Source organism: Streptomyces sp. NBC_01237 (genome assembly GCF_035917275.1).
Classification (GTDB): domain Bacteria; phylum Actinomycetota; class Actinomycetes; order Streptomycetales; family Streptomycetaceae; genus Streptomyces.
In genome coordinates, this window is sequence record NZ_CP108511.1 from 22,024 (window position 1) to 41,090 (window position 19,067).

Below are 19,067 nucleotides of genomic sequence, written 5' to 3' on the forward strand. Positions count from 1 at the left end.
CGGGGGAGGTATCCGGTGCCGTCACTAGGGACGATCGCCCGGAAAATCGCTGGACTGCCGGAACCGGCGAAAGAGGAAGCGGCGCCCCCGCAGACGGGCGCCGCCGAGTGGGAAGCGGCGGGCGCACAGCTGGCCGCGCGTCAGCGCAATTCCGGCCCTCCGGCCGGCGGCCGGGCCGCTCCCTGGACGCCTGAGACCGAACCGCCCGGGACCGTGGCCGCCCGCCGTGTGGGCCGCGGTCTGGTCTGGACGGTGCTCGGCCTCGCCGTGGTCACCGGAGTCCGGTCGTGGGTCGTGCCGCCGCAGGCCAAGGCCCCGCCGCAGGCCCCCGCCGCCACGGCTCCGGCCTACCCGGACGCCGCCGCGCAGGCCGTGGCCGCGCGGGCAGCGCGGGCGTACCTCACGTGGGACGAGGACGCCCCGGAGGAGCGCGCCGCGCTCCTGGCCGCCGTCCTGCCCGCGAGCACCGACACGGCGATGGGATGGGACGGGCACGGGCACCAGGACGTCACGGCGGTGGAGCCCGGGGCGGTGACCCCGGGCCCCGACCGCCGGGCCCGGGTGCGCGTGGACGTCCTGGTCACCGCGACCGGTCCGGGGGCGGCGGCCCGGTGGGTGGGGCTGGACGTCCCCGTGGCGGAGACGGGCGGCCGGGTCGTCGTCACCGGACCGCCCGGACTCGTCGGTATCCCCGCCGCCGGGCCCAAGATCCCCGCACCGCCCGTACCGGAGACCGACCACGACCTCTCGCGGCGCACCGAGGGCGCGGTCCGCAGGTTCCTGGCCGCGTACGCGCACGGCGACGTCGACGCAGTCACGGCTCCCGGCGCGAAGGTGCCGCCGCTGCCCGCCGGAATCGCGCTCGCCGCCCTCGATTCCTGGGCGGTCGACGCCGGAAATGGGGACGACCGCACCGGCACCGCCCTTGTCACCTGGACTGTCGGCGGCGCCTCGCTCCAGCAGACGTACCGCGTCGTGCTGGCCCGTGTGTCCAGTGGCAATGCCGCCCGGTGGCAGGTGGCCGACCTGAAAGGCGGACAGATGTGACCCCGATACGCGGCACGTCAGCAAAAAAATGGTGGCCTCCAACATCGATCAATCAAATGGAGCTGGGAAATGAATCTGGCATTGACGACGGGTTCTGAATTCAAGCAGTGGGCTTTCGTTCTCGGCGGGAACGCCTTTGCCGTCGTCCTGATGGGACGGGCGGGAATGTTCTTCTTCAAAGAGGAATGGGGGAAGTTGATCACGTGCTTCACCGCGTCCGTTTTCGTGGGCGCGACAGTCTATTCACCCGAAACCGTTCAGGCGGTCATCGGTGCCGTCTGGTCCAAGGTGAGTGAAGCGTGAGGACCGGACACACATACACCGACCATTTCAGTCTGGAAACCCGGCAGCATGAACTTCTTGGACTTGACCTGGGGGAGGGAGTGCCCCGCCGGATTCTCGTGCTCGGCCTCGCCCTCTATGTGGCATGGGACGGAATCCTGTTGCTCGTCTTCGGTCTGCCGTCCAAATTCACGGCCACGGCCTATCTGCTGCCCCCCGGGCTCATCGTGACCTACGGGGCGCAACCGAGCCGGAGGGCAAGCCGCCGTATCACCCTGACCTCCTGGACCCTCACCGCCCGGTACCTGGTGGTGGGGCACCGCCCCGTGATCTGCGGCGGCCGGAGGGCAGCGACCCGCGCCGAGTGGATCGGCCGGCGGGGCCGGTGGGCCCCCCGACTCACTCTGCTCACAGAGTCCTCGGTGCTCGGCCCGGCCGTGGAGCGGTGGCTCGGCCCGGACACGGACACCGCCCCGGCCGGGGCGGGCAGCGCGCTGCGGCTCGGCGCACGGCCACGGCTGTACGGACCCGATGCCGTCGTCAGGGCGCACGGCCGCAAAGCACGACGGACGCGGGGGATCGCAGCATGAAGCTTGGACAGCGCCTCGGGACACTCCTCGGGATCGGGGGGGAGCGGTCGGCGCCGCCACCGCAGTACGAAGCACTCGCGGACGGCCTGCTCATCACCGACAGCTACGCCGACGCCTGGTACGTGCTGGCGTCCTCGAACACCGACCTGATGAGCACCGCGGAGCGGGATGCGGAGCTGGACCAGGCGGACAGCGCGCTGGGGCGGACGCTGGCCGGGTACGACTGCCACTTGCGGGTGCTGTGGTCGCCGCTGCGGGCGGACGACTACGCGCAGGAGGCCGAGCAGATGTTCCGCTGCGGGGACTGGCAGGCGTGGGCGGACCTGCGGGTGAAGCGCCTGGAGCAGATCGGTATGGACGCCCGGCACCTCCTGTTGGGAGTCCGTCTGACCTACCGCACCAGCACCGCCCAGCAGGCCGGACGTCGCGGTATGCGCGAAGCCCTCGGGACGGGGGCGCCCACGGTCGGAAACCGGGAACTGGCCCGGCTGTCCGGGCAGATGCGGCGCCTCGCCCGCCGTCTGGAGGCGTCGCCGTGGAAGGCGGAGCCGGCCCCGGTCGAGACGCTCGCCTGGATGATCAGCCGTGAGCAGTACCGGGCCACGCCGGTCCCCGCCGCGCAGGCCGGAATCATCAGCGGCGCGAAAGTCGCGACGCTGACCCGTGGCCGAGTCGAGCCGTACCCCGATCACCTGCGGGTGATCGGCAGCGACGGCAGTGTGGCGGCGTGGACATCGGTGCTGACCATGACCGGATTCCCGGCACAGATGCAGACGCCCGGCGGCGGCGAATGGCTCCGGGCCCTCTCCGACATCACCTACGTCCCCGAGGACCAGCTCAGCGACGCGGACGACATCGGCAGCGCCCTCCCCCAGCCCGTCTCCCCCGAGGCGTCCGTCCGGTTCAGGGTGCTGCCCAAGCGGGACGCACAGAGCAAGGCCAACACGGCGCGGAAAGTCGCGAAGGAGCAGCGAAGGTCTGCTTCCCGGCAGTCGGCCGAAGACCCCGGCCGCGAGATCGAGCAGACCGAGCACATGATGGAGGAGCTTCAGCTCACCATGTCCCGCGACGGCGTCGACCTGGTCGAGGACCACCCGCGGATCGTGGTCACGAGCACCGTGTCCCTGGATGACCTCCGGGCCCGTACCGACGCGGTGATCTCCCACTACGTCGGACTCAGCATCGAAGTCGGGGTGGCGGAGGACGAGCAGCGCGAACTCTGGTGCGAGGCACTGCCGGGGGACCGGCTCCGGGTGCCCGACCTCGGTCACGTCCGGGACGTGACGGGCCTCTCCGCCAGTTGGTTCTGGGGCGGTGCTCAGGTGGGTGAGGAGCGCGGCCCCATCATCGGCTACCTAACCGGCAGCACACCCGGCACGGTGCGGCTCGACGTGACCGCCGGATCGGATCAGGGCGACGCCACCACCACGGCAGTCATCGGCCGGTCCGGGCGGGGCAAGTCCACCGCCGTGGCGATGTGCATGCTCGACGCGGCGTTTCGCGGGGCGTTCACGATGGCGCTCGACTTCAAGGGGGACCTTGGCGGCGTGGTGACCGCCGCCAGGGCGTACGGGCTGAACGCGCATCTCGTACAGGCCACGGGGAAGTACGCCGGATTCGCCGACCTGTTCCGGCTGCTGGGGGGATCGGAGGCGGCGCAGGTCGAGGTGCCCGCGCAGCTCAGCATCGCCGTGCCGCCGCACCTGCGGGCCCGGGGTGCGGAGACCCCCATCACCCGCGCGACCAATGAGGTCATCAAGCGCGGTGACCCCGCCACCTGGAAAGTGATCGAGTACCTGCGCGGCATGGAGGACGGCCTCGCCCGGGAAACCGGCGAAGCGCTGTACGAGCTGGCGGAGACCGGCCTCGGCGCTCCGTTCATGGGGCGGCCGGCCGCCGAGTCCACGCTCCTCGTCCCGGAACCGGGTGTATGGGTCGTCCAGATGCCCGGCCTCTCCCTGCCCGACGCCGCGACGCACCAGGAGCAGTGGAACCCCGCACAGCGGATCTCCGTGGCGCTCATGCACTCCATGCTGGCATTCGGCGTCACCGCCGCCGGGCGCAGAGATCTGCGCGGGCTCCCCAAGCTCCTGGCCGTCCCCGAGGTGCACGTACTCACCGCCACCCGCCAGGGAATGGCGTTTTTGTCGTACATCGCCCGAGTGGGCCGCGCCCTCGGCACACATCTGATCCTGGACACCCAAGACGCCGTGGCCCTCTCCAAAATCGTCGGCGTCGTGGAGCAGCTGCGTACCGTCGTCGGTTTCCAGCTCACCACCGAGGCGGAACAGAACGCACTGGCCGCCCTCTGCGGCCTCCCGCAGACCGATTTCGTCCGAGCCCTGATCCAGGCAATCGGCCGCCACCCCGACGGGACGATCAGGCACGGACACAGCATCATCCGGGACCCCAACTTCCGCTGCGCGACCGCCCAGTGGGACATTCCGTCGCTCGAACTGCAACAGATGCTGGACACCTCACCGAAGGCGCAGCAGCGGGCCGACACCGACAAAGAGACGGCAGGGGCAGTATGAGGCGGGCAGCACGCGCCATGATCACAGCCGGACTCCTCACGACCGGCTGCACCACCGCCGACGACACCGCCCGTGCCCCGGAGACGGAGCCGTACGCGGTCGCCCGCACGTACCAGGAGGCCAAGACGCGGGGCGACTGGCCCACGGCATGCGCACTCACCTCCGGCCGGCTGCGCGGCGGGTCCGTCGCGGCATGCGTCGCCGCGCACGCCCCCGCCCCGGCCCCCGAACCCTCCGCGCTCCCTTCGGCCGGGGCGGAACCGCCGACCTACGCGGACGGCTCCACCCCCGCCCCCCGCCGGACCAGGACCACCGGCGGACCCGACCGCGCCGACACCGGCCCCGTCTCCGCGTCCGGCGCGGTCGATCTACCGGCCACGGCCGAGCACCCGCCCGGCATCGGGGTGCTGATCACCTACACCGTGCAGTGGCCCGGCAAGGACCGCACCACGGCATACCGCGCGCTGCGCCTGGTCCAGGAGGGCGACGGCTGGACGGTCGACCAGCAGGCGACCGTGCACCCCGGCGACACCGGCCACGGGTCGCCCCTCCGCGCCGCACTGGGGCGCTGACATGACTCACGTACCGCGTCTGCGGACCCTCGCCATTCCCCTGATGTTCGGCCTGACGACCCTTTTCGCTGCGGCCGGGCACGCTCACGCGGCCGACATCGATCCCGTGGGCACGGGCGACCTGATGCCCTCTCCCAGCGCCCCGGTACCCAAAGGCCAGGGAACGCTTTACGAAACGTATTCAAATACAAGTCTGTGGATGCTCGACTCCGATCTCGGCCTCTTCGACGCAATTGACACCATGCTGGAAACCATTCCGGATCTCTGCATGATCCTGGTGGCTGTCATCGGCAATGCGTGCGTGGTGTGTGTGCAATGGATTTTCCAGCTCACGAGCGTGCCCGAACTCGAAGACGCCATCACGAAAAGCATCGGCGGCGCCGCGCAGGAACTGAGCGTCATTCTGTTCCCGTCCGCTCTCGCTGCCGGTGCTCTGGTCGCTTTCGCGCAGTCCAGCAAAGGGGGCGGCGGCGGGGGCGGTATCTCACAGGTGATGTGGGTGCTCGTCTCCGCCGTCGTATCCGTATCGCTCCTGAGTACCCCTCAGGCGTGGGTGTCCGGAGTCGACACGGTGCGCACTGTGGGCGCCGGGGTCACGATGCAGGCGGCGGGCGCGGGAGTGGGGGACGGGTCCGGCGAATTCCCGTTCAAAATGGATCACCAGCCGAAATTCACGGGCGTTGGACGTGACGACACACTGCGCCGGTCCGCGGATTCTGTATGGCGCACCTACGTTGCCACTCCGTGGTGCCTGGCAGAATTCGGCAGTCTTGAAGTGTGCGAGAAATACGGAAAAGGGCTCCTCGATCAGGGAACCGACAAGGAAAAGCGCGGAGACTGGCTGGAGGACACGGTCACGGAAGAAGCCGTAGGAAGTGCCTCCGTGGCGTGGCGTGAAGGCCACAGTCCCCTGCTCCGGGCATCGGTCATGATTCCCGCCCTGATCAGCGTCATCATTTTCGCGTTCCTGATCATCACGCTTGCCTTTTCCTCGCTCGCGAGTCTCATCGCCGCATTGATGCTGCTGCTCTGCGGCGTATTCTTCGCCTCGCTGTGGGTCATCCCCGGGCGTCCGCGCCAATGGGGACACGCCTGGTTCGATCAACTGCTCGGCAAAGCCCTTGAGTCGGTCATCGTGACGCTTGTCCTGGGGGCCGTCCTGGCGGTGCAGACCGCATGCTCCGCGATGATGGGTGTCTACGGCTGGCTGCCGTCCACCGGGCTCACCATCGCCGCAGCCATCACCGCCCTGAGGCTCCGGGGCATCATCGCGGCGATCTTCGGCGTCGGCGGGGGATCACCCGCCGCGATCGGCGGCCTGATGTACCTCGGCTACCGCGCCATCGGCAGGGCCACCCGCCAGGCAGTCCGCAAAGAGGGGGCGGGCCCGCAGGCACCCGTCCACATCCCGACTCCCAGGCCCGGCGGCGGGGGAGGCGGCCCCTCCGGGGGCGGCCCGCTCGTGCTCGGCCCGAGCACATACCACGGGCCACCCACGTCCACCCCGCCACCGACGACCGTGACGATCACCCGCCCGCCCGGCCCCGGGAAGGGCCCCACGGCGCCCCCGCCGGGACTGCCGCCCACACCCCGGCCCTCACTCCCCACGGGCGGCGGAGCGCCCGGCGGAAGCGCTCCCGGCCCCGGTACTGCACCCCCTCCCCCGGGAGGTTCCCCCGGGGCCGGCGGTCCCCCCGGAGGAGGTGGCGGCTCCCCCCGGACTGGCGGCGATCCCCCCACCTTCCGCACGGTCCCGCCCCCGCCCCCCGCCCCAGGAACAAAGATCATCAAGGGTGAGGTAGTGAAGCCGACAGGCCCCTCCCAGAGGCAGAAGCCCCGGGTCTTCTATCCCGAAACCGGCTCGGGTCCCTCGGACCGGCCCCACCAGGACAAGCCCCGCCACAAGTCCGTTGTCCCCCGAAGCTCTCGGCCCAGCAAGCCGCGGCGCCCGTCCGAAGGAGCCTAGACGTGACGGATTCGCCCGATGAGTGGCGCGAGATCCTCCGGGGCTGGGAGTACCCCGAGGACGCTCCCACCGAGTCCCGGCGCGAGCGGCGCAGGGCCAAGAAGGCCCATTACCGAGGGGCCAGCCGCCGGACCGCGCAATGGGTGCGCGAGGAGAGGCGCCGCGACCCGATCACTCCGACCGCTGCTCTCGTGATCGTGCTCCTGGTGCTCGTCATCGGCGCGGGCGCCCGGCTGCTGTGGCCGGCGGGAGATCCCGCGTCCAAGGTCGCCACGAGTACCGCCTCCGCCGACGACAAACCGGCCGGGACACCCAGCCCGGCACCGGCGCCCGAGCCGAGCCAGGACCCGGCGGCCGTCGACATGAGCGACCCCGCCGCCGTCGCGGAAGCGGCAGTCCGCCACTACCTCACCCGCAACCCGCCCGAGGACGGCGACCACACCGCAGCAGTGCGGCGCGCAGCGCCCTACATGACGCGGAGCCTGGCCATGAACCTCAGCGAGTCCGCCGACCCCGCATACGGACGGCTCGTCAGCAGGGGAGGCATCTCCACCGTGACCACTGTGGACGTCCGCCCGGCCGGGGCAGCGCTGCCCGTCGACACCCCCCTGCGGGTATGGCGCACCGCCACGGCCGACGTCTCCGTCCAGGGATACACCGACTACACCGAACACCCCACGCTGCAAGTCGAGTTGATGGCACTCGGAGCGGAGTGGCGCGTCTCCCGGATGCTGGGCCTGTAGCCGTGGAGGGACGCGCCGCACTCCAAACCGCGACCACCGTATTCGGGCGCGCGGCCACCCTGAAGGCATCCGGAGCGGCCGCCCTGCTCTTCATCGTCTTCCTGCTGATCGTCGGCCTGATCGGAGCCAGCGGAGCAGGGCAGGCCAGCGCGGATTCCTGCGGGCGCCGGGGTTCCCCCGGCGCCGAGCTGGGCGACCTCGGCGACGACAGCGCACAGACACCCGGCGCGCAGACCCGCAAGAATCAGAAAGAAAACGCCCTGATCATCGACTCCGTGGCGCAGACGAAAGGGCTCTCCGGACGCGCCACGCTCATTGCCTTGATGACTGCCCTTCAGGAAAGCACGCTCCTCAACCTCCCCTATGGGCACCTGGATTCCATCGGCCTCTTTCAGCAGAGGCCGTCAATGGGCTGGGGAAGCCGGAAACAGATCATGCAGCCCCGGTACGCCGCATCCATGTTCTTCTACGGAGCGGAAGACGGAGACCCCCCAGGGCTCACCGACGTTCCGGGATGGGAAACCAAAAGCGTCCGGGCGCTCATCCTCGAAGTCCAGCGCCCGGACGTCGCAACCATTGAGCTGTATATGGGGCAGGAAAGCGCCGCCCGGGAGATTGCCCAGCACGCGGGAATCAATCTGGACCGCACCGGCGAAGGGCATACCGCCGAAATCGATACGCCGCAAGGAAATCAAGGCCCCCCGGGCAGCAGCGGTGAATGCTACCCCGACAATGCACAAAATCAGGGAAAGCCTGGGAATCCGTTCTATGACGGCAACTCCTCATGGCCAAAGGTAGTGAAGAACCCGCGAAGCGCGGAAGAGGCCATCGCATGGGCAAGACGCGAATCGAGAACGGGCGGAAAAAAATGGTTCCGGCTGTGCTTGAAATTCGTAGCCATCGCCTACGGATGGAATCAATCCGGTGTCCGCTATGCAGTGGACAACTATAAGAATATGCCTGAAGGGATGAAGCATTCTAAAGACCGGAACCCCTCACCCGGGGCGCTCATGTACTGGGAGACCGGACACCCCGCCGGACACGTCGCCATCTATATCGGAAACGGCAAAGTGGTGAGCAACGACATTCGCCGCCCCGGATACATCGACGTAGCCGACGCAACCGAATTCGAAACGAAATGGGGCTCCACCTATCTGGGATGGGCGCCCCCATATTTCCCCAACGGCGGATAACCCAGAAAGTTCAGAACCATGACCCGCACAGACGTCCCGGCCACGCCCGTCTACACCATCACCGTCACATCAACCGGAACGATGGCCATCGACGGCGAAGACATCCTCACCGAGCCCGGCGCCACCCCCGAAGAGACCCGCCGCGAAGCCCTCTCCGAAGTCCGCATCAAAGCGGCCTACCTCGGCCGGCCCGTCCGGGCCCTGGTCAAGGACCTTCACTCCACCGTGCCCCTCATCGTGGATCTCGACGGCACCACGACCGTTCTCGACACCCCCCACCCCACACCACGCAAAGACCCCTTTCTCCTGGTCCTCGATGACAACGACACCCAGCTCTGCCCCATCCTCCAGCTCCCCGCCGAAGCCGCGGTGACCCCCTCCACCACTCACCACCAGGCGCTCACCGAGATTGCCGCGCACCGCGCAGCCGGTGACCCCGGCGCCGCAAGCGCCGCCGCCGACCGCATGGAAACCGAGCTGGCCGCCGAGCAGGGCCCCACCCACCCCGACACCCTCGGCGCGCTCACCGTCCGTGCCTGGCTGGCCCTCAGCGACCCCAGTACCGCCCGGACCACCGAGACCCTGGAACTGCTCCTGGAGGCCGCAGAACGCCGCCTCGCGGCCGGGGCCGAACCGCACTCGGACACCCTCCGCGCCCTCCGCAACGCCCACAGCCTCTGGCACCACATCCGCGACGACGACCCGGAGACCGCCCTCGAACTCGCTGACCGGCTACTGGAGTTGCTCCAGGACCACCCGCGACGCCGTGGCGACATCATCGACTGGGCGACCTCCCGGACTGCTTGAGCACAGGTCGGCACTAGACCGCTAATGCGAATATTAGGACCCTCCTTGCTTTCGGAATTAGGGGGGTGCTAATTTCGTGTTGTCCGGGGGAGCTCCCGGAACGGTCAAGGGAGATCACATGCTGCGCGTCATCAGGTCCACCCTCCAGGGACTCGACATCACCGAGGACCGCGAGGGCGAATTCGCGGACGCCGCCGAGGCCGGCGGGCTCGTCCGCGAGACCTACGCCAAGAACGAGCATGGGCAGAAGGGCATTCGAGTCGAGGTCCGGGCGTACTCCGACCCCGACGGGCAGCACCGGTTCGCCGTCCTCTACAGCAACCCCGCAGGCGTCGACTGGCAGCAGGACACCGAGGACTACGACGAGGCCCGCGCCCTGTACGAGGAGACCGTCCGCAACGAGGCGCAGGGCGCCGCTCCCGAGAGCGACGAGGACGGCCGGGAAACCCCTCTCTTCGACCACACAGACGTGCCCGGTATCGACGGGTACGAGGACGGAGCGGAGGGAGCGGGCGACGCGGAGGCGTACATGCTCGTCGCCGAGTGGACCACCGAAGAGGCCGAGAAGGCACAGCAGGTGGCCACAGCGAAGGCGCAAGACCGTCAGATCGCCTACGCCCGCGCCATCGACGCCTACGGGCGGGGCGGCCAGATCCTCCTGGCCGGCCGCGTGAGGAAGTCGACGCCGACCGTGCAGGACATCGCGGACCGGGGCCGGAAGCTCATTCGGGCACAGTTCACGGTGGACCTCTACGAGGACAACGCGGGCGGTCTGTACCTGCGGCGCCGGGGCGAGACCACCGTGTGGTCGATGGGATACGACGCGGGGCAGCTCGGTGGCCCGTTCGCGTCGGACGCAGCGGCCTGGCGTGACGGTGAGTGGGAGCCCAGCGAGAGCGACGGGCAGATCCCGGGATACGGCAGGGACACCAGCAGCCTGACCCATATCGCCACCTGGTCCACCTCGGCCGGGCTGGACCTGATGGGGGACGCCGCCGCCGGGCGTCCTGCGGCAGGAGCCGGGGGCCGCGAGTACCTGGACATCGGCCACACCGCGGTCTGGTCCGTCGTGCGGGGCGAGTCCCCCGACGCCCGCGCCGTCGAGCCTGGCCGCGTCGGGCTCGACATCCCCAGCGTGGTCCTGGACTGGGCAGAGAAGAACGGTGTTGGCGCGGACGACACCACCTATCTCCTGGTCACCCCGTCCGATGAGGCGGGCGAGGTCATGGGCGAGCTTGACTACATCAGCTACCCGATGGCGGGGGCGGACATGACCACCCTCCGCGCCGCGCTGGAGGAGCTGAACTGAGACCGCCATTCCGGAATGGCCCCGCCGGTGAATCCGGCGGGGCCGTCGTCGCTGGGGAGACGGGGCGCAGCGTCGGGCGGCGAACGCAGCGTGGCCCCTGCCGGTTCGACCGGCAGGGGCCACGCTGCGAGGTGTTACAGCGCGAGGGAGTTGATTCCGTCGTACCAGCGCTTGAAAGCGGCCGCAGGGTTGTCGCTGAGCCTGAAGGCGTCGCGGACCTCGGACCAGATTTCCTTGCGCAGGGCGTCGGACTGCCGTTTGGCGTCGTCCAGGGCCTCGCGCGCTTCCTCGGACTCCGCTCCGGGGTCCGAGGTCTCCCAGTCAAGACGTGCGCTCTCGACCGTGGCCAGCGCCTCATCGATGCGCGGACGGGCAGCCTCCAGCACGGTGACGGTGCGTGTCAGGATCTCGGCCCATTCCCGGATGAGTTCTTCGTCATCGTGGGCGGCGCCGATGACGACCGATCCGACGCTCTCGTGGCTGCCGGGCTCGGACAGCGTGATCATGGTGTCCCGCTCCCCGACGCGTTCAGTGGCCAGCACCCAGCGGCTCGTGGGGTGAGGAGTGATCTCCTCATTCCACGTGGATCGCGTGATGGTCAGCGGCAGGGTTGTGGTCACGGTCGTGTCCTCCAGGGTGGTGATGCGTGCTACCGGCCGGCCGTTGCGGGTCAGGATGACGTCGGTTCCCGAGGCGTGCACTCCGGCGACGAGGTCACCCAGAATCCCGCGAGCTTTCTCGATTCCAACTTTCTTGCTCATGCCTAGGACCTTAAGGACCTTAAGGTTTTGATGTCAAGTCAGATGCGGTTTCACTGTCATGAGGTGACAGGTTTTGCTGCGGGGCTCGGGGCCAGGAGCACGGAGGACACCCACCGTTGTGTTCGGCTGCGTGCTGCGGGGGCGAGCTTGCCGAGTGCGGCCAGGGCGGCACCGCGGGCGTACAGCTGGTACGACAGCACGCCGCCCGTCATGATCACCTCGGCGGCGGCCCGGTCCGAGGGCGACAGCTCGCTCTCGCCCAGCATCGCCGTCAGCCATCCCAGCGCGGCTACGCGGTCCCCAGAGCTCAAAGGTTTCAGCAGGTCGTACACGATTCTCATCCCGGTGATCTCGTCCATGTGGCGACTAGATCAGGTCGTGTGTCGCAGTTACGTCGCACCGCAGAGGGCGTGTCGAAGTCCGGCGGTCGTGCTGGATAGGGTCGGGGCAGACCGTGCCGTATGGGTGCGCGGGATAGGTCCGGGTCCCCGGAGTACGGCCAGGACCCCTGGGGCCGGTGGCGGCCCCGCTACTGGCCCCAGGACCGCCGCGGCGAGCGCGAGCAGGGCCTGAAGGCGAAGTGGCCGGTACCCGGAGTCCGCTTGCGCGGGTGGCACGGGTACCGGCCGGTCCAAAGCACACCCCGCAGGGTCGGCCTTGCCCGGTGAGCGTACCCGTACGCTGGACCGGTAGGAAAGCTCAGTACTCATTTGTAGAGCCGTGTTGAGGAGTCTCCCCGTGATCTGTGCAGGCCGCCGTCATCTCGTGCGCACGCTCGCGGACCTGGCCGCGCAGCAGGGGATACAGCTCCAGTCCTATCTCAACGCCGCGCACCACAAATCCGCCGGCCACCCGGCGCCGGTCAGCTCGTCCGGCGCGCGGACGCTCCTGTACGACGGCGACCAGGTCGACGCGTTCCTGACCGGTGCACCGGTCCCGTCGCTGCGGTCCGAGGACGACGTCCAGGAGCACGAGGACGATGACCTCCTGGACCGCCGGGAGGCCGCCGCCGTGCTCGGTGTCGCCCCGCGTACCTGGGGCACGTACAAGCATCACCCGTTGCTGACCGAGCACGTGACGGAGGTGGGCGGGGTGGAGCACTGGCCCAGGGGTGTCGTGCACCGCTACCGGACCGGCCGCCCCGGTAGGGCCACCGTGACCGGACGTCCGGAGGGCACCGGGGACCAGGTCCCGCGCGATCAGCTGCTGGCCCGTACCGCTCCGCTCCTCGATGCGGACCCCACGATCAGTGCGGCCACGGTCACTGCCGAGCTGGGCGTGTACACCAGCACCGCGCAGGATGCCCTGACCCGCCTCCGTGCCGACCGCATCGCCGATCTCATCGGCGCCCGACCGGAGTTGAGCCCGAAGGAAGCCGCGGTGGCCCTCGGCTACCCGGCCGGACAGGTCCGCCGTGCGACCGTCCGGGCCGAAGCCGTCCTCCGCGCCCGCGACGCCGCCCCGTACCTGGCCGCTGTCGCCGCCGCCATGCACGGCGCCGGCTGGACCACCACCACGGCCGCGCCCGACATCCAGCACCCCGCCGACGACCACGTTGTTGCCGTGCTCGCCCTCGACGCGGCCGTGGTCCCAGCGCCCGCGCTTGTCTGGGACGAGCGGCAGGGATGGCGCACCGCGACGTCCCGCCGCCACCCGCTCGGCCGTGGCGCGGCCGTACCGCCGGAAGGCAACGGCATCCGCTACCTCGCAGCGGGCACCACGCCCCCGCCCGAAGCCCTCACCGCCGCCCTCAACCTTCCCTGCGAGAGGTCAACCGCCTAGCAGTGGCGATTCATGTGCGATTGAGTGCGCGACTCAATGCGCGATCGGGTATGCTGTCTATTGGAGGTGACCTCTGTGTCCACTGAGAACGAGCTGTTCAGCGCGGTCGATGCGCTGCTGGAGCAAGTCGCGCAGGACGATCTGCCGACCCCTGCGGAGCGCAAGCGTCTGCGGGAGGCGGCGGGGCTGAGTCAGGCGCAGATCGCCACGGCGCTGGACGCCCGCCGGGAGGCCGTGGGGAACTGGGAGGCCGGTCGGACCGAGCCGCGGCCGCCGAAGCGCGCCGCGTACGCCCGGCTGCTGGAGGGCCTCGCCGCCCGCTACCCCGCCCCGGCCGCCGACGCGCCCGCCGCTGCCCCGGCCCTGGTGGTCCCCGAAGCGTTCACCGGCCCGGCCCCGGAGCCGACCCCCGCCGTGCCTGCCGCCGCTGTTCCGTCGTCCCGGCCGAAGACCGAGGCGGCAGGCACCACCAGGCCGTCGGCGACGTCGCGGCGCCCGGGTGCGAAGAAGGCGGCGGCGAAGAAGGCGGCGGCCGGCCCTGTCGACCCGCGCTTCGAGAACGGCCCTCTCGCGGTCATCGACTGCGAGGACGGGCAGGTGTCTGCGTACTGCGTCGGCGGCCTGGTCCTGGACGTGCCCGCCAAGACGATCCCCGCCCTGATCGACTGGACGCTGACCGAGGCCCGGCTCGGGCAGGCCCGCCTGCACCGCAACGGCCGCGACGCCGACCCGATCCTCGTCCTCACCGCCGCCGCCCTGGAGCGCTTCGGCCTGCCGGTCGTCCTGTCGGAGGAGGAGCGGCACGCGAGCCGGCTGCCGGAGAGCCACAAGGTGGTCAAGCAGATCACCAGGGCCGGGCTCCAGATGAGCCAGCGCGGATTCGGCCCGTGGGCCCGCGTCTACCGCGACCCGGAAGGCTCCCGGCGTCGCTGCGTTCAGCTGTGCATCCTGCCCTGGAACGCGCTGGACGCCCGCGAGTGGGACAAGAAGGACAACCCGCAGCTGCCGACGATGCACCCGGCCGACCTCGTCCAGTACCTCGGTCTGTACGCGGCCCGGGTGATCACGCCGCGCGGCACCACCGCGACGACCGGCCTGGAGCTGATGACCGCGCTGCGCCCGCCGACCCGCGCGGAGAAGGACCCGGCCACCGGCGAGTTCAAGCGGGCCTTCAACGACGACGCGCTCACCCAGCTCTACCCCGTGGTGGAGTGCGAGGTCCCCGACGAACACCCGGTCCTGAAGGGGAAGTTCGCCCGGCACCACCTGCGCACCCCGGCCGAGATGCTGATGGAGGAGCCCTACGACTGGTGCCGGCCGCTGACCGATGACGAGTGCGTGAACCCGTACCTGGTCGTCGTCGACCTCAACATGAGCTTCGCCGCGGCCGCGAACGGGCTCACGGTCGGGCTGAACGGGCCGACCCACCTGACCGGCAACCCGCAGTTCGATCCGGCGCTGCCCGGCTCGTGGCTGGTCGACCTGTCCCACGTCGACCTGTCCCGCGTCCGGATCAACGGCCGCACCGTCGACGGCGACCGGCTGCCCTCCCCGTTCACGCCGAAGGGCGACCGCCCCACCGGCCCGGCCTGGTACGCCACCCCGACCGTCGCCTACGCGGTGGAGCTCGGCTTCGACGTCGCGCCCATCGAGGCGTACGTCCGCACCCAGACAGGCCGCTACCTCGACTCCTGGTACAAGCGACTGCGCGACGCATACGTGCACACGATGGCCGACATGGGCGTCACCACCGACCTCGGAGGCCAGGAGTTCCTCGACGCGATGGCGCGGCGCAAGCAGGTCGACCCGACCATGGGCCTGCTGGAGAACGCGATCAAGGCGACGGCGAAGGGCGCCATCGGCAAGCTGCGCCAGCGCTCCCGGGGCCAGGTGCCGTACTACGAGCCCTACCCGGCGCTGGACCGGTGGACCTGGCGCCCCGACATCCGGGCCGCTGTGCTGGCCACCCAGCGCACCGGCCTGCACCGCAAGCTGATGAAGACGGCAGCCGCCGCCGACCTGTACCCGGTCGCCATCGGCACCGACGCGATCGTCTACCCCTCGCCCGGCCCGTCCCCACTGGACGTCCTCCCGCACACCGAGGAGGGCAAGCCCGTGCCGGGCACGTTCCGGCTCGGGGTCTCGCCCGGAATGGTCAAGTGGCAGGGCACACAGACCGTCCTGTGGGCGGAGCAGCTGTTCGAGGAGCGCGGCGGCGTGGTCAACGTCTCCAACCTGATCAAGACCGACCAGAGCGCCGGAGAAGGGGAGTAACCCATGGTCGACTCGCTCGGGGACAGCCTCGACCGCGCACTTGAGGGGGCGTTCACCCGCCGCATCCCGCAGAGCGCCCAAGCGCAGATGAACTACCTCGTCAAGCAGCTCAAGGGCACCAAGGCCGCCGCCCAGGCCCTCGGGATCTCCCAGCGCACCGTGGAGCGGTACGTGACGGGCAAGCTCAAGCGGCCCCGCAAGGACCTCCGCTCCCGCATGGAGAGCGAAGTCAAGAAGCGGTGGCAGCCGCAGATCCGCGCGAAGGCGCGGAAGAAGGCAGCGTCCACGGACGGCCTGGTCGTCTCCACCCGCGCCCGGTTCGGGTTCACCGCAGAATCGGGCACGACCGACGACGCCCGGATCCGCGACATCACCCAGGCCCTGCCGCCTGAGTTCGCCGACCAGCTGTTCACCGCACGGGAGCAGGGCGCCACCGACCAGCAGCTCCAGCAGATTGCGGCCAACGGACTCGCGCAGATGTACTTCCGCGCCAACAACTCCCGCGCCCAAGGGCTGGGCGTGGAGTTCACCGATGTGGAGCGGCTCGACATCGAGCTGTGATCACCCGCCCACGGCAGGGGTCCCGAACCGGCGTGAGGTTCGGGGCCCCTGCCAGATGCTGTCGCCGGGTCAGCCGGTGGCCCGAAAGTTTCAAGATCCCCGACAGCATCAGCTACTGAAGGGCGCGCAGACGTCGTGGTTGGACGGGGCGCAGCGAGGGTGTGAAGGGCGCGCAGACGTCGTGGTTGGACGGGGCGCAGCGAGGGTGTGAAGGGCGCGCAGACGTCGTGGTTGGACGGGGCGCAGCGAGGGTGTGAAGGGCGCGCAGACGTCGTGGTTGAGGCCCTTCCTTGCTGGAGTCACCCCCGCCGGGCGTTGACGTGACGCCGCTGGTGGGGGTGATCCGCTCCGCTCCTCACCCCCACCGGGGCGCGCCGGTCCGCTCCGCTCCCCGGACCGAGCGCTCCGCGCTCTCACGCCCGAGGGTGGCGGGGCCGCCGGTCCGCTCCGCTTCCCGGCCGCGCGCTCCGCGCGCTCGACCCCGCCACCCTCCCCGCCGGGGGCGCTCCGCTTCCCACGGCGGGACCGTCCGGCCAAGCGGACCAGCGCTCCGCGCCGCCCCGAGCGCTCCGCGCTGCCGGACGATGTCACGGCCGCTGCGCGGCAGTGACGGCGGCGACACGACAACGCCCGGCGGGGGTGTCTCCATATGGGTTGACCTGCGGTTTTAGGGCCAGGAACAGCCCTCGGAAGTAGGTAAGGGATGTAGTCTTTTCTTGTTGGTCGGCGGTGGCAGTCGGCCAACAGTCCAAAGCTCAAATCAACGCAAGGGGACACAAAGTGACTGACACTCAGCAGAGCATCCCGCTCGCCCTCCGGCTCGAAGCCGACGGCCGGTTCATGCTGATCGAGTGGCCCGCCGCAGGCACCCTCCAGGTGCTCTACACCGCGATCGGGTGCCAGACCATCACCGCCGTCGACATCAGCCCGCAGCTGACCATGTGGCTGGACGACACCGGGGTCTACAGCGGAGCCCCGGTCAACTCGGGCGCAACGGCGCTCTACGCCGCCCACCGCCCGCAGCACCAGAACTACTACGGCACCGCCGTCATCACCGGCGGCACGGACGGGCACGGCAACAGCCTCCCGCTGACGACGGATCAGATCACCGCGATCGTGGAATTCCACTGCACCGTGGGCGACGCCAAGATCCCCAGCCAGCGCGACAACCGGGGAATCTGAAATGGCCGACAGGTACACACTCGGCGCAGCGGACATGGAATGCCGATACCCGGTCACCCTGACCGGGAATTACATCGGACTGGTATTCCGCTGGCACCGCGCGTGGTTCGCCATTCCCGCCGGAATTACCACTCCCGCCGGAATGCACATCGAAGTTCGTGTCTCTGCCGGAGCCATCGGCAAGGACACAGCGGCCCGGTACCTCTGCGACGAATTCGACGCCGGACGAATCGCACCCGGCCAGAAGGCCCCCGATGATTCCGTCCCGGAATCGGGACACGGCCCCGTGCCGCTGCTCCACCGCCGCATGGACAAGCCCCATAACCGCTCGGCCGCCCTGTGGGCCCGGTACCGCCTTTCTGTCCGTTCCTGGACCGCACTCGGCGGATATCCCGGAGCAGACAATCCGTGGCTCCTGCGCTGCGATCTCTGCGGCTGGATCGGAATCAAGTACTGGTCCCACCTGAGGCCCCGCAAGGGCAATCCCCCCTCCCGCTTCCGGCACCCCGGATGCACCGGACGCACGACCGCCTGACCCTGCCCCACCACCAGCGGCCGGGGGGTGGCGCCCCCGGCCGCGCCCAAAGCGTGAAAGAAGGAAGCACATGTCAGTTCTCCTCCCCATTCCGAGTGACGACGATATGGAGCGCGCATTCGATCTCTTCGAATCGCTGCTGGAGAAGGCGGGCGACGGAATTCACACGCTCACCCTGAGCGTCCAAGGGCTCGGAGGAGCAGCCGTTAGGCAATTTCACTTTGCCCAGCGCGAAGACCATGGATTCTTGCCGGTCATTGAAATGGGAATCCCTTTCTGTGACTTGCTGGGTGTCGCCGTAAAGGGGACAAACTCTAGCGTCATGGTTATGCGAACCTGGGGCACGGAAGACCGCGTCTGCGGATGGAAATTCCACGACGGCAAACCGAAGCCGCTCACTAAGTCCCAGCTGTTCGACGCCTACTGCTACAGCAGCGAGTCCGGGGAATACGGTGGGCCGTTGTCCGATGCGGAATACACAGACGCCCCGGACGTCTAATCGGTCATGAAAGCAGCCCCGAACCAGTCTGGTTCGGGGCTGTTTCGCTTTGGAAGGCTCCCGCGTCCAGGGTGTATGGGCTGATTCCACCAAAGGTACATGCATCATTTGGGGTGGATGCACCTCAGTCCAGAGTTTAGCTACCCCACAGTTTGACGCACGCCCCGCCGCCTTTCCGCCGACCGCCCCCACCCTGTAGCCAGCTGCCCGCGCAGCGGGCTCTTGCCCCTGAAGGCGGAGCCGCAAGGGGCCAGGGTGAGGGAGCGAAGCGGATCTCACCCAACGGCAGGGCAAAGCCCTGCCGTTGGCCCTGAAGCGAAGCGGAAGGGCCACAACTCCCCCGCGAAGCGGGGGAGTTGCCCGAGGCGCAGCCTCGGGCGGTGAGCGAAGCGAGCCGCGCCGCTTGCACAGCGCGCAGCGCTGTGGGACC

General features: G+C 69.5%; 18 protein-coding genes. 16 read left to right on the forward strand and 2 right to left on the reverse strand.

Annotated features, from left to right (window positions below):
• The first annotated feature begins 15 nt into the window (after positions 1-15).
• The 10 genes from OG251_RS44770 (at position 16) to OG251_RS44815 (ending at position 11,043) form a co-directional block, all read left to right on the forward strand.
• Positions 16-1,047, forward strand: coding sequence for a conjugal transfer protein (locus tag OG251_RS44770; RefSeq protein ID WP_326683067.1), 1,032 nt, complete (start codon positions 16-18; stop codon positions 1,045-1,047).
• A gap of 69 nt (positions 1,048-1,116) precedes the next feature.
• On the forward strand, positions 1,117-1,350 hold the full coding sequence (locus tag OG251_RS44775; RefSeq protein WP_326683068.1) for a TcpD family membrane protein: 234 nt from the start codon (positions 1,117-1,119) through the stop codon (positions 1,348-1,350).
• 80 nt (positions 1,351-1,430) lie between these two features.
• Positions 1,431-1,919 (forward strand): hypothetical protein, encoded by a 489-nt coding sequence (locus OG251_RS44780; protein WP_326683069.1) that lies wholly within the window; start codon positions 1,431-1,433, stop codon positions 1,917-1,919.
• Positions 1,916-4,453 carry an ATP-binding protein gene (locus OG251_RS44785; protein ID WP_326683070.1) on the forward strand — a complete coding sequence of 846 codons (2,538 nt, stop codon included), beginning with the start codon at positions 1,916-1,918 and terminating at the stop codon, positions 4,451-4,453. Before OG251_RS44780 ends, OG251_RS44785 begins: the two co-directional genes overlap by 4 nt.
• Positions 4,454-4,470: 17 nt before the next feature.
• Complete coding sequence (locus tag OG251_RS44790; protein WP_326683071.1) at positions 4,471-5,025, forward strand: hypothetical protein; 555 nt, start codon at positions 4,471-4,473, stop codon at positions 5,023-5,025.
• A 43-nt stretch (positions 5,026-5,068) separates the two neighbouring features.
• Positions 5,069-6,991 (forward strand): hypothetical protein, encoded by a 1,923-nt coding sequence (locus OG251_RS44795; RefSeq protein ID WP_326683072.1) that lies wholly within the window; start codon positions 5,069-5,071, stop codon positions 6,989-6,991.
• A gap of 2 nt (positions 6,992-6,993) precedes the next feature.
• Complete coding sequence (locus OG251_RS44800; RefSeq protein WP_326683073.1) at positions 6,994-7,734, forward strand: hypothetical protein; 741 nt, start codon at positions 6,994-6,996, stop codon at positions 7,732-7,734.
• Between the two features lie 2 nt (positions 7,735-7,736).
• The gene (locus tag OG251_RS44805) at positions 7,737-8,927 is read left to right on the forward strand and encodes an NlpC/P60 family protein (protein WP_326683074.1); all 1,191 of its coding nucleotides are present in this window, start codon (positions 7,737-7,739) and stop codon (positions 8,925-8,927) included.
• An 18-nt stretch (positions 8,928-8,945) separates the two neighbouring features.
• On the forward strand, positions 8,946-9,734 hold the full coding sequence (locus tag OG251_RS44810; protein ID WP_326683075.1) for a hypothetical protein: 789 nt from the start codon (positions 8,946-8,948) through the stop codon (positions 9,732-9,734).
• 118 nt (positions 9,735-9,852) lie between these two features.
• On the forward strand, positions 9,853-11,043 hold the full coding sequence (locus tag OG251_RS44815) for a hypothetical protein (RefSeq protein ID WP_326683076.1): 1,191 nt from the start codon (positions 9,853-9,855) through the stop codon (positions 11,041-11,043).
• A 134-nt stretch (positions 11,044-11,177) separates the two neighbouring features.
• Here the strand turns inward: OG251_RS44815 and OG251_RS44820 are convergent, their stop codons facing one another.
• Together OG251_RS44820 and OG251_RS44825 are read right to left on the reverse strand one after the other, a co-directional pair.
• Entirely contained in the window at positions 11,178-11,804 is a 627-nt protein-coding gene (locus tag OG251_RS44820) for a type II toxin-antitoxin system prevent-host-death family antitoxin (RefSeq protein ID WP_326683077.1), read from the reverse strand.
• A gap of 56 nt (positions 11,805-11,860) precedes the next feature.
• The gene (locus tag OG251_RS44825) at positions 11,861-12,163 is read right to left on the reverse strand and encodes a hypothetical protein (protein ID WP_326683078.1); all 303 of its coding nucleotides are present in this window, start codon (positions 12,161-12,163) and stop codon (positions 11,861-11,863) included.
• A 379-nt stretch (positions 12,164-12,542) separates the two neighbouring features.
• Here OG251_RS44825 and OG251_RS44830 point away from each other — a divergent pair, with 379 nt between their 5' ends.
• From OG251_RS44830 to OG251_RS44855, 6 genes are all read left to right on the forward strand, one after another.
• Positions 12,543-13,586 (forward strand): DUF6292 family protein, encoded by a 1,044-nt coding sequence (locus OG251_RS44830; protein WP_326683079.1) that lies wholly within the window; start codon positions 12,543-12,545, stop codon positions 13,584-13,586.
• Between the two features lie 75 nt (positions 13,587-13,661).
• Positions 13,662-15,860 (forward strand): telomere-associated protein Tap, encoded by a 2,199-nt coding sequence (gene tap, locus OG251_RS44835; RefSeq protein ID WP_326683080.1) that lies wholly within the window; start codon positions 13,662-13,664, stop codon positions 15,858-15,860.
• A 3-nt stretch (positions 15,861-15,863) separates the two neighbouring features.
• The gene (tpg, locus tag OG251_RS44840) at positions 15,864-16,421 is read left to right on the forward strand and encodes a telomere-protecting terminal protein Tpg (protein WP_326683081.1); all 558 of its coding nucleotides are present in this window, start codon (positions 15,864-15,866) and stop codon (positions 16,419-16,421) included.
• A 780-nt stretch (positions 16,422-17,201) separates the two neighbouring features.
• Entirely contained in the window at positions 17,202-17,603 is a 402-nt protein-coding gene (locus tag OG251_RS44845) for a DUF3846 domain-containing protein (RefSeq protein WP_326683082.1), read from the forward strand.
• Position 17,604: 1 nt separating this feature from the next.
• Positions 17,605-18,138 (forward strand): hypothetical protein, encoded by a 534-nt coding sequence (locus OG251_RS44850; RefSeq protein WP_326683083.1) that lies wholly within the window; start codon positions 17,605-17,607, stop codon positions 18,136-18,138.
• A gap of 70 nt (positions 18,139-18,208) precedes the next feature.
• A complete protein-coding gene (locus OG251_RS44855) occupies positions 18,209-18,637 on the forward strand; it encodes a hypothetical protein (protein WP_326683084.1) in 429 nt (142 codons plus the stop codon).
• Positions 18,638-19,067: the final 430 nt, after the last annotated feature.

Bases quoted from the DNA above. Each gene is read 5' to 3' on its own strand.
- OG251_RS44795 (WP_326683072.1), top strand. From the start codon at position 5,069: ATGTTCGGCCTGACGACCCTTTTCGCTGCGGCCGGGCACGCTCACGCG.
- OG251_RS44825 (WP_326683078.1), bottom strand. From the start codon at position 12,163: ATGGACGAGATCACCGGGATGAGAATCGTGTACGACCTGCTGAAACCT.
- OG251_RS44775 (WP_326683068.1), top strand. From the start codon at position 1,117: ATGAATCTGGCATTGACGACGGGTTCTGAATTCAAGCAGTGGGCTTTC.
- OG251_RS44815 (WP_326683076.1), top strand. From the start codon at position 9,853: ATGCTGCGCGTCATCAGGTCCACCCTCCAGGGACTCGACATCACCGAG.
- OG251_RS44820 (WP_326683077.1), bottom strand. From the start codon at position 11,804: ATGAGCAAGAAAGTTGGAATCGAGAAAGCTCGCGGGATTCTGGGTGAC.
- OG251_RS44850 (WP_326683083.1), top strand. From the start codon at position 17,605: ATGGCCGACAGGTACACACTCGGCGCAGCGGACATGGAATGCCGATAC.
- OG251_RS44790 (WP_326683071.1), top strand. From the start codon at position 4,471: ATGATCACAGCCGGACTCCTCACGACCGGCTGCACCACCGCCGACGAC.
- tpg (WP_326683081.1), top strand. From the start codon at position 15,864: ATGGTCGACTCGCTCGGGGACAGCCTCGACCGCGCACTTGAGGGGGCG.
- OG251_RS44785 (WP_326683070.1), top strand. From the start codon at position 1,916: ATGAAGCTTGGACAGCGCCTCGGGACACTCCTCGGGATCGGGGGGGAG.
- OG251_RS44855 (WP_326683084.1), top strand. From the start codon at position 18,209: ATGTCAGTTCTCCTCCCCATTCCGAGTGACGACGATATGGAGCGCGCA.
- OG251_RS44810 (WP_326683075.1), top strand. From the start codon at position 8,946: ATGACCCGCACAGACGTCCCGGCCACGCCCGTCTACACCATCACCGTC.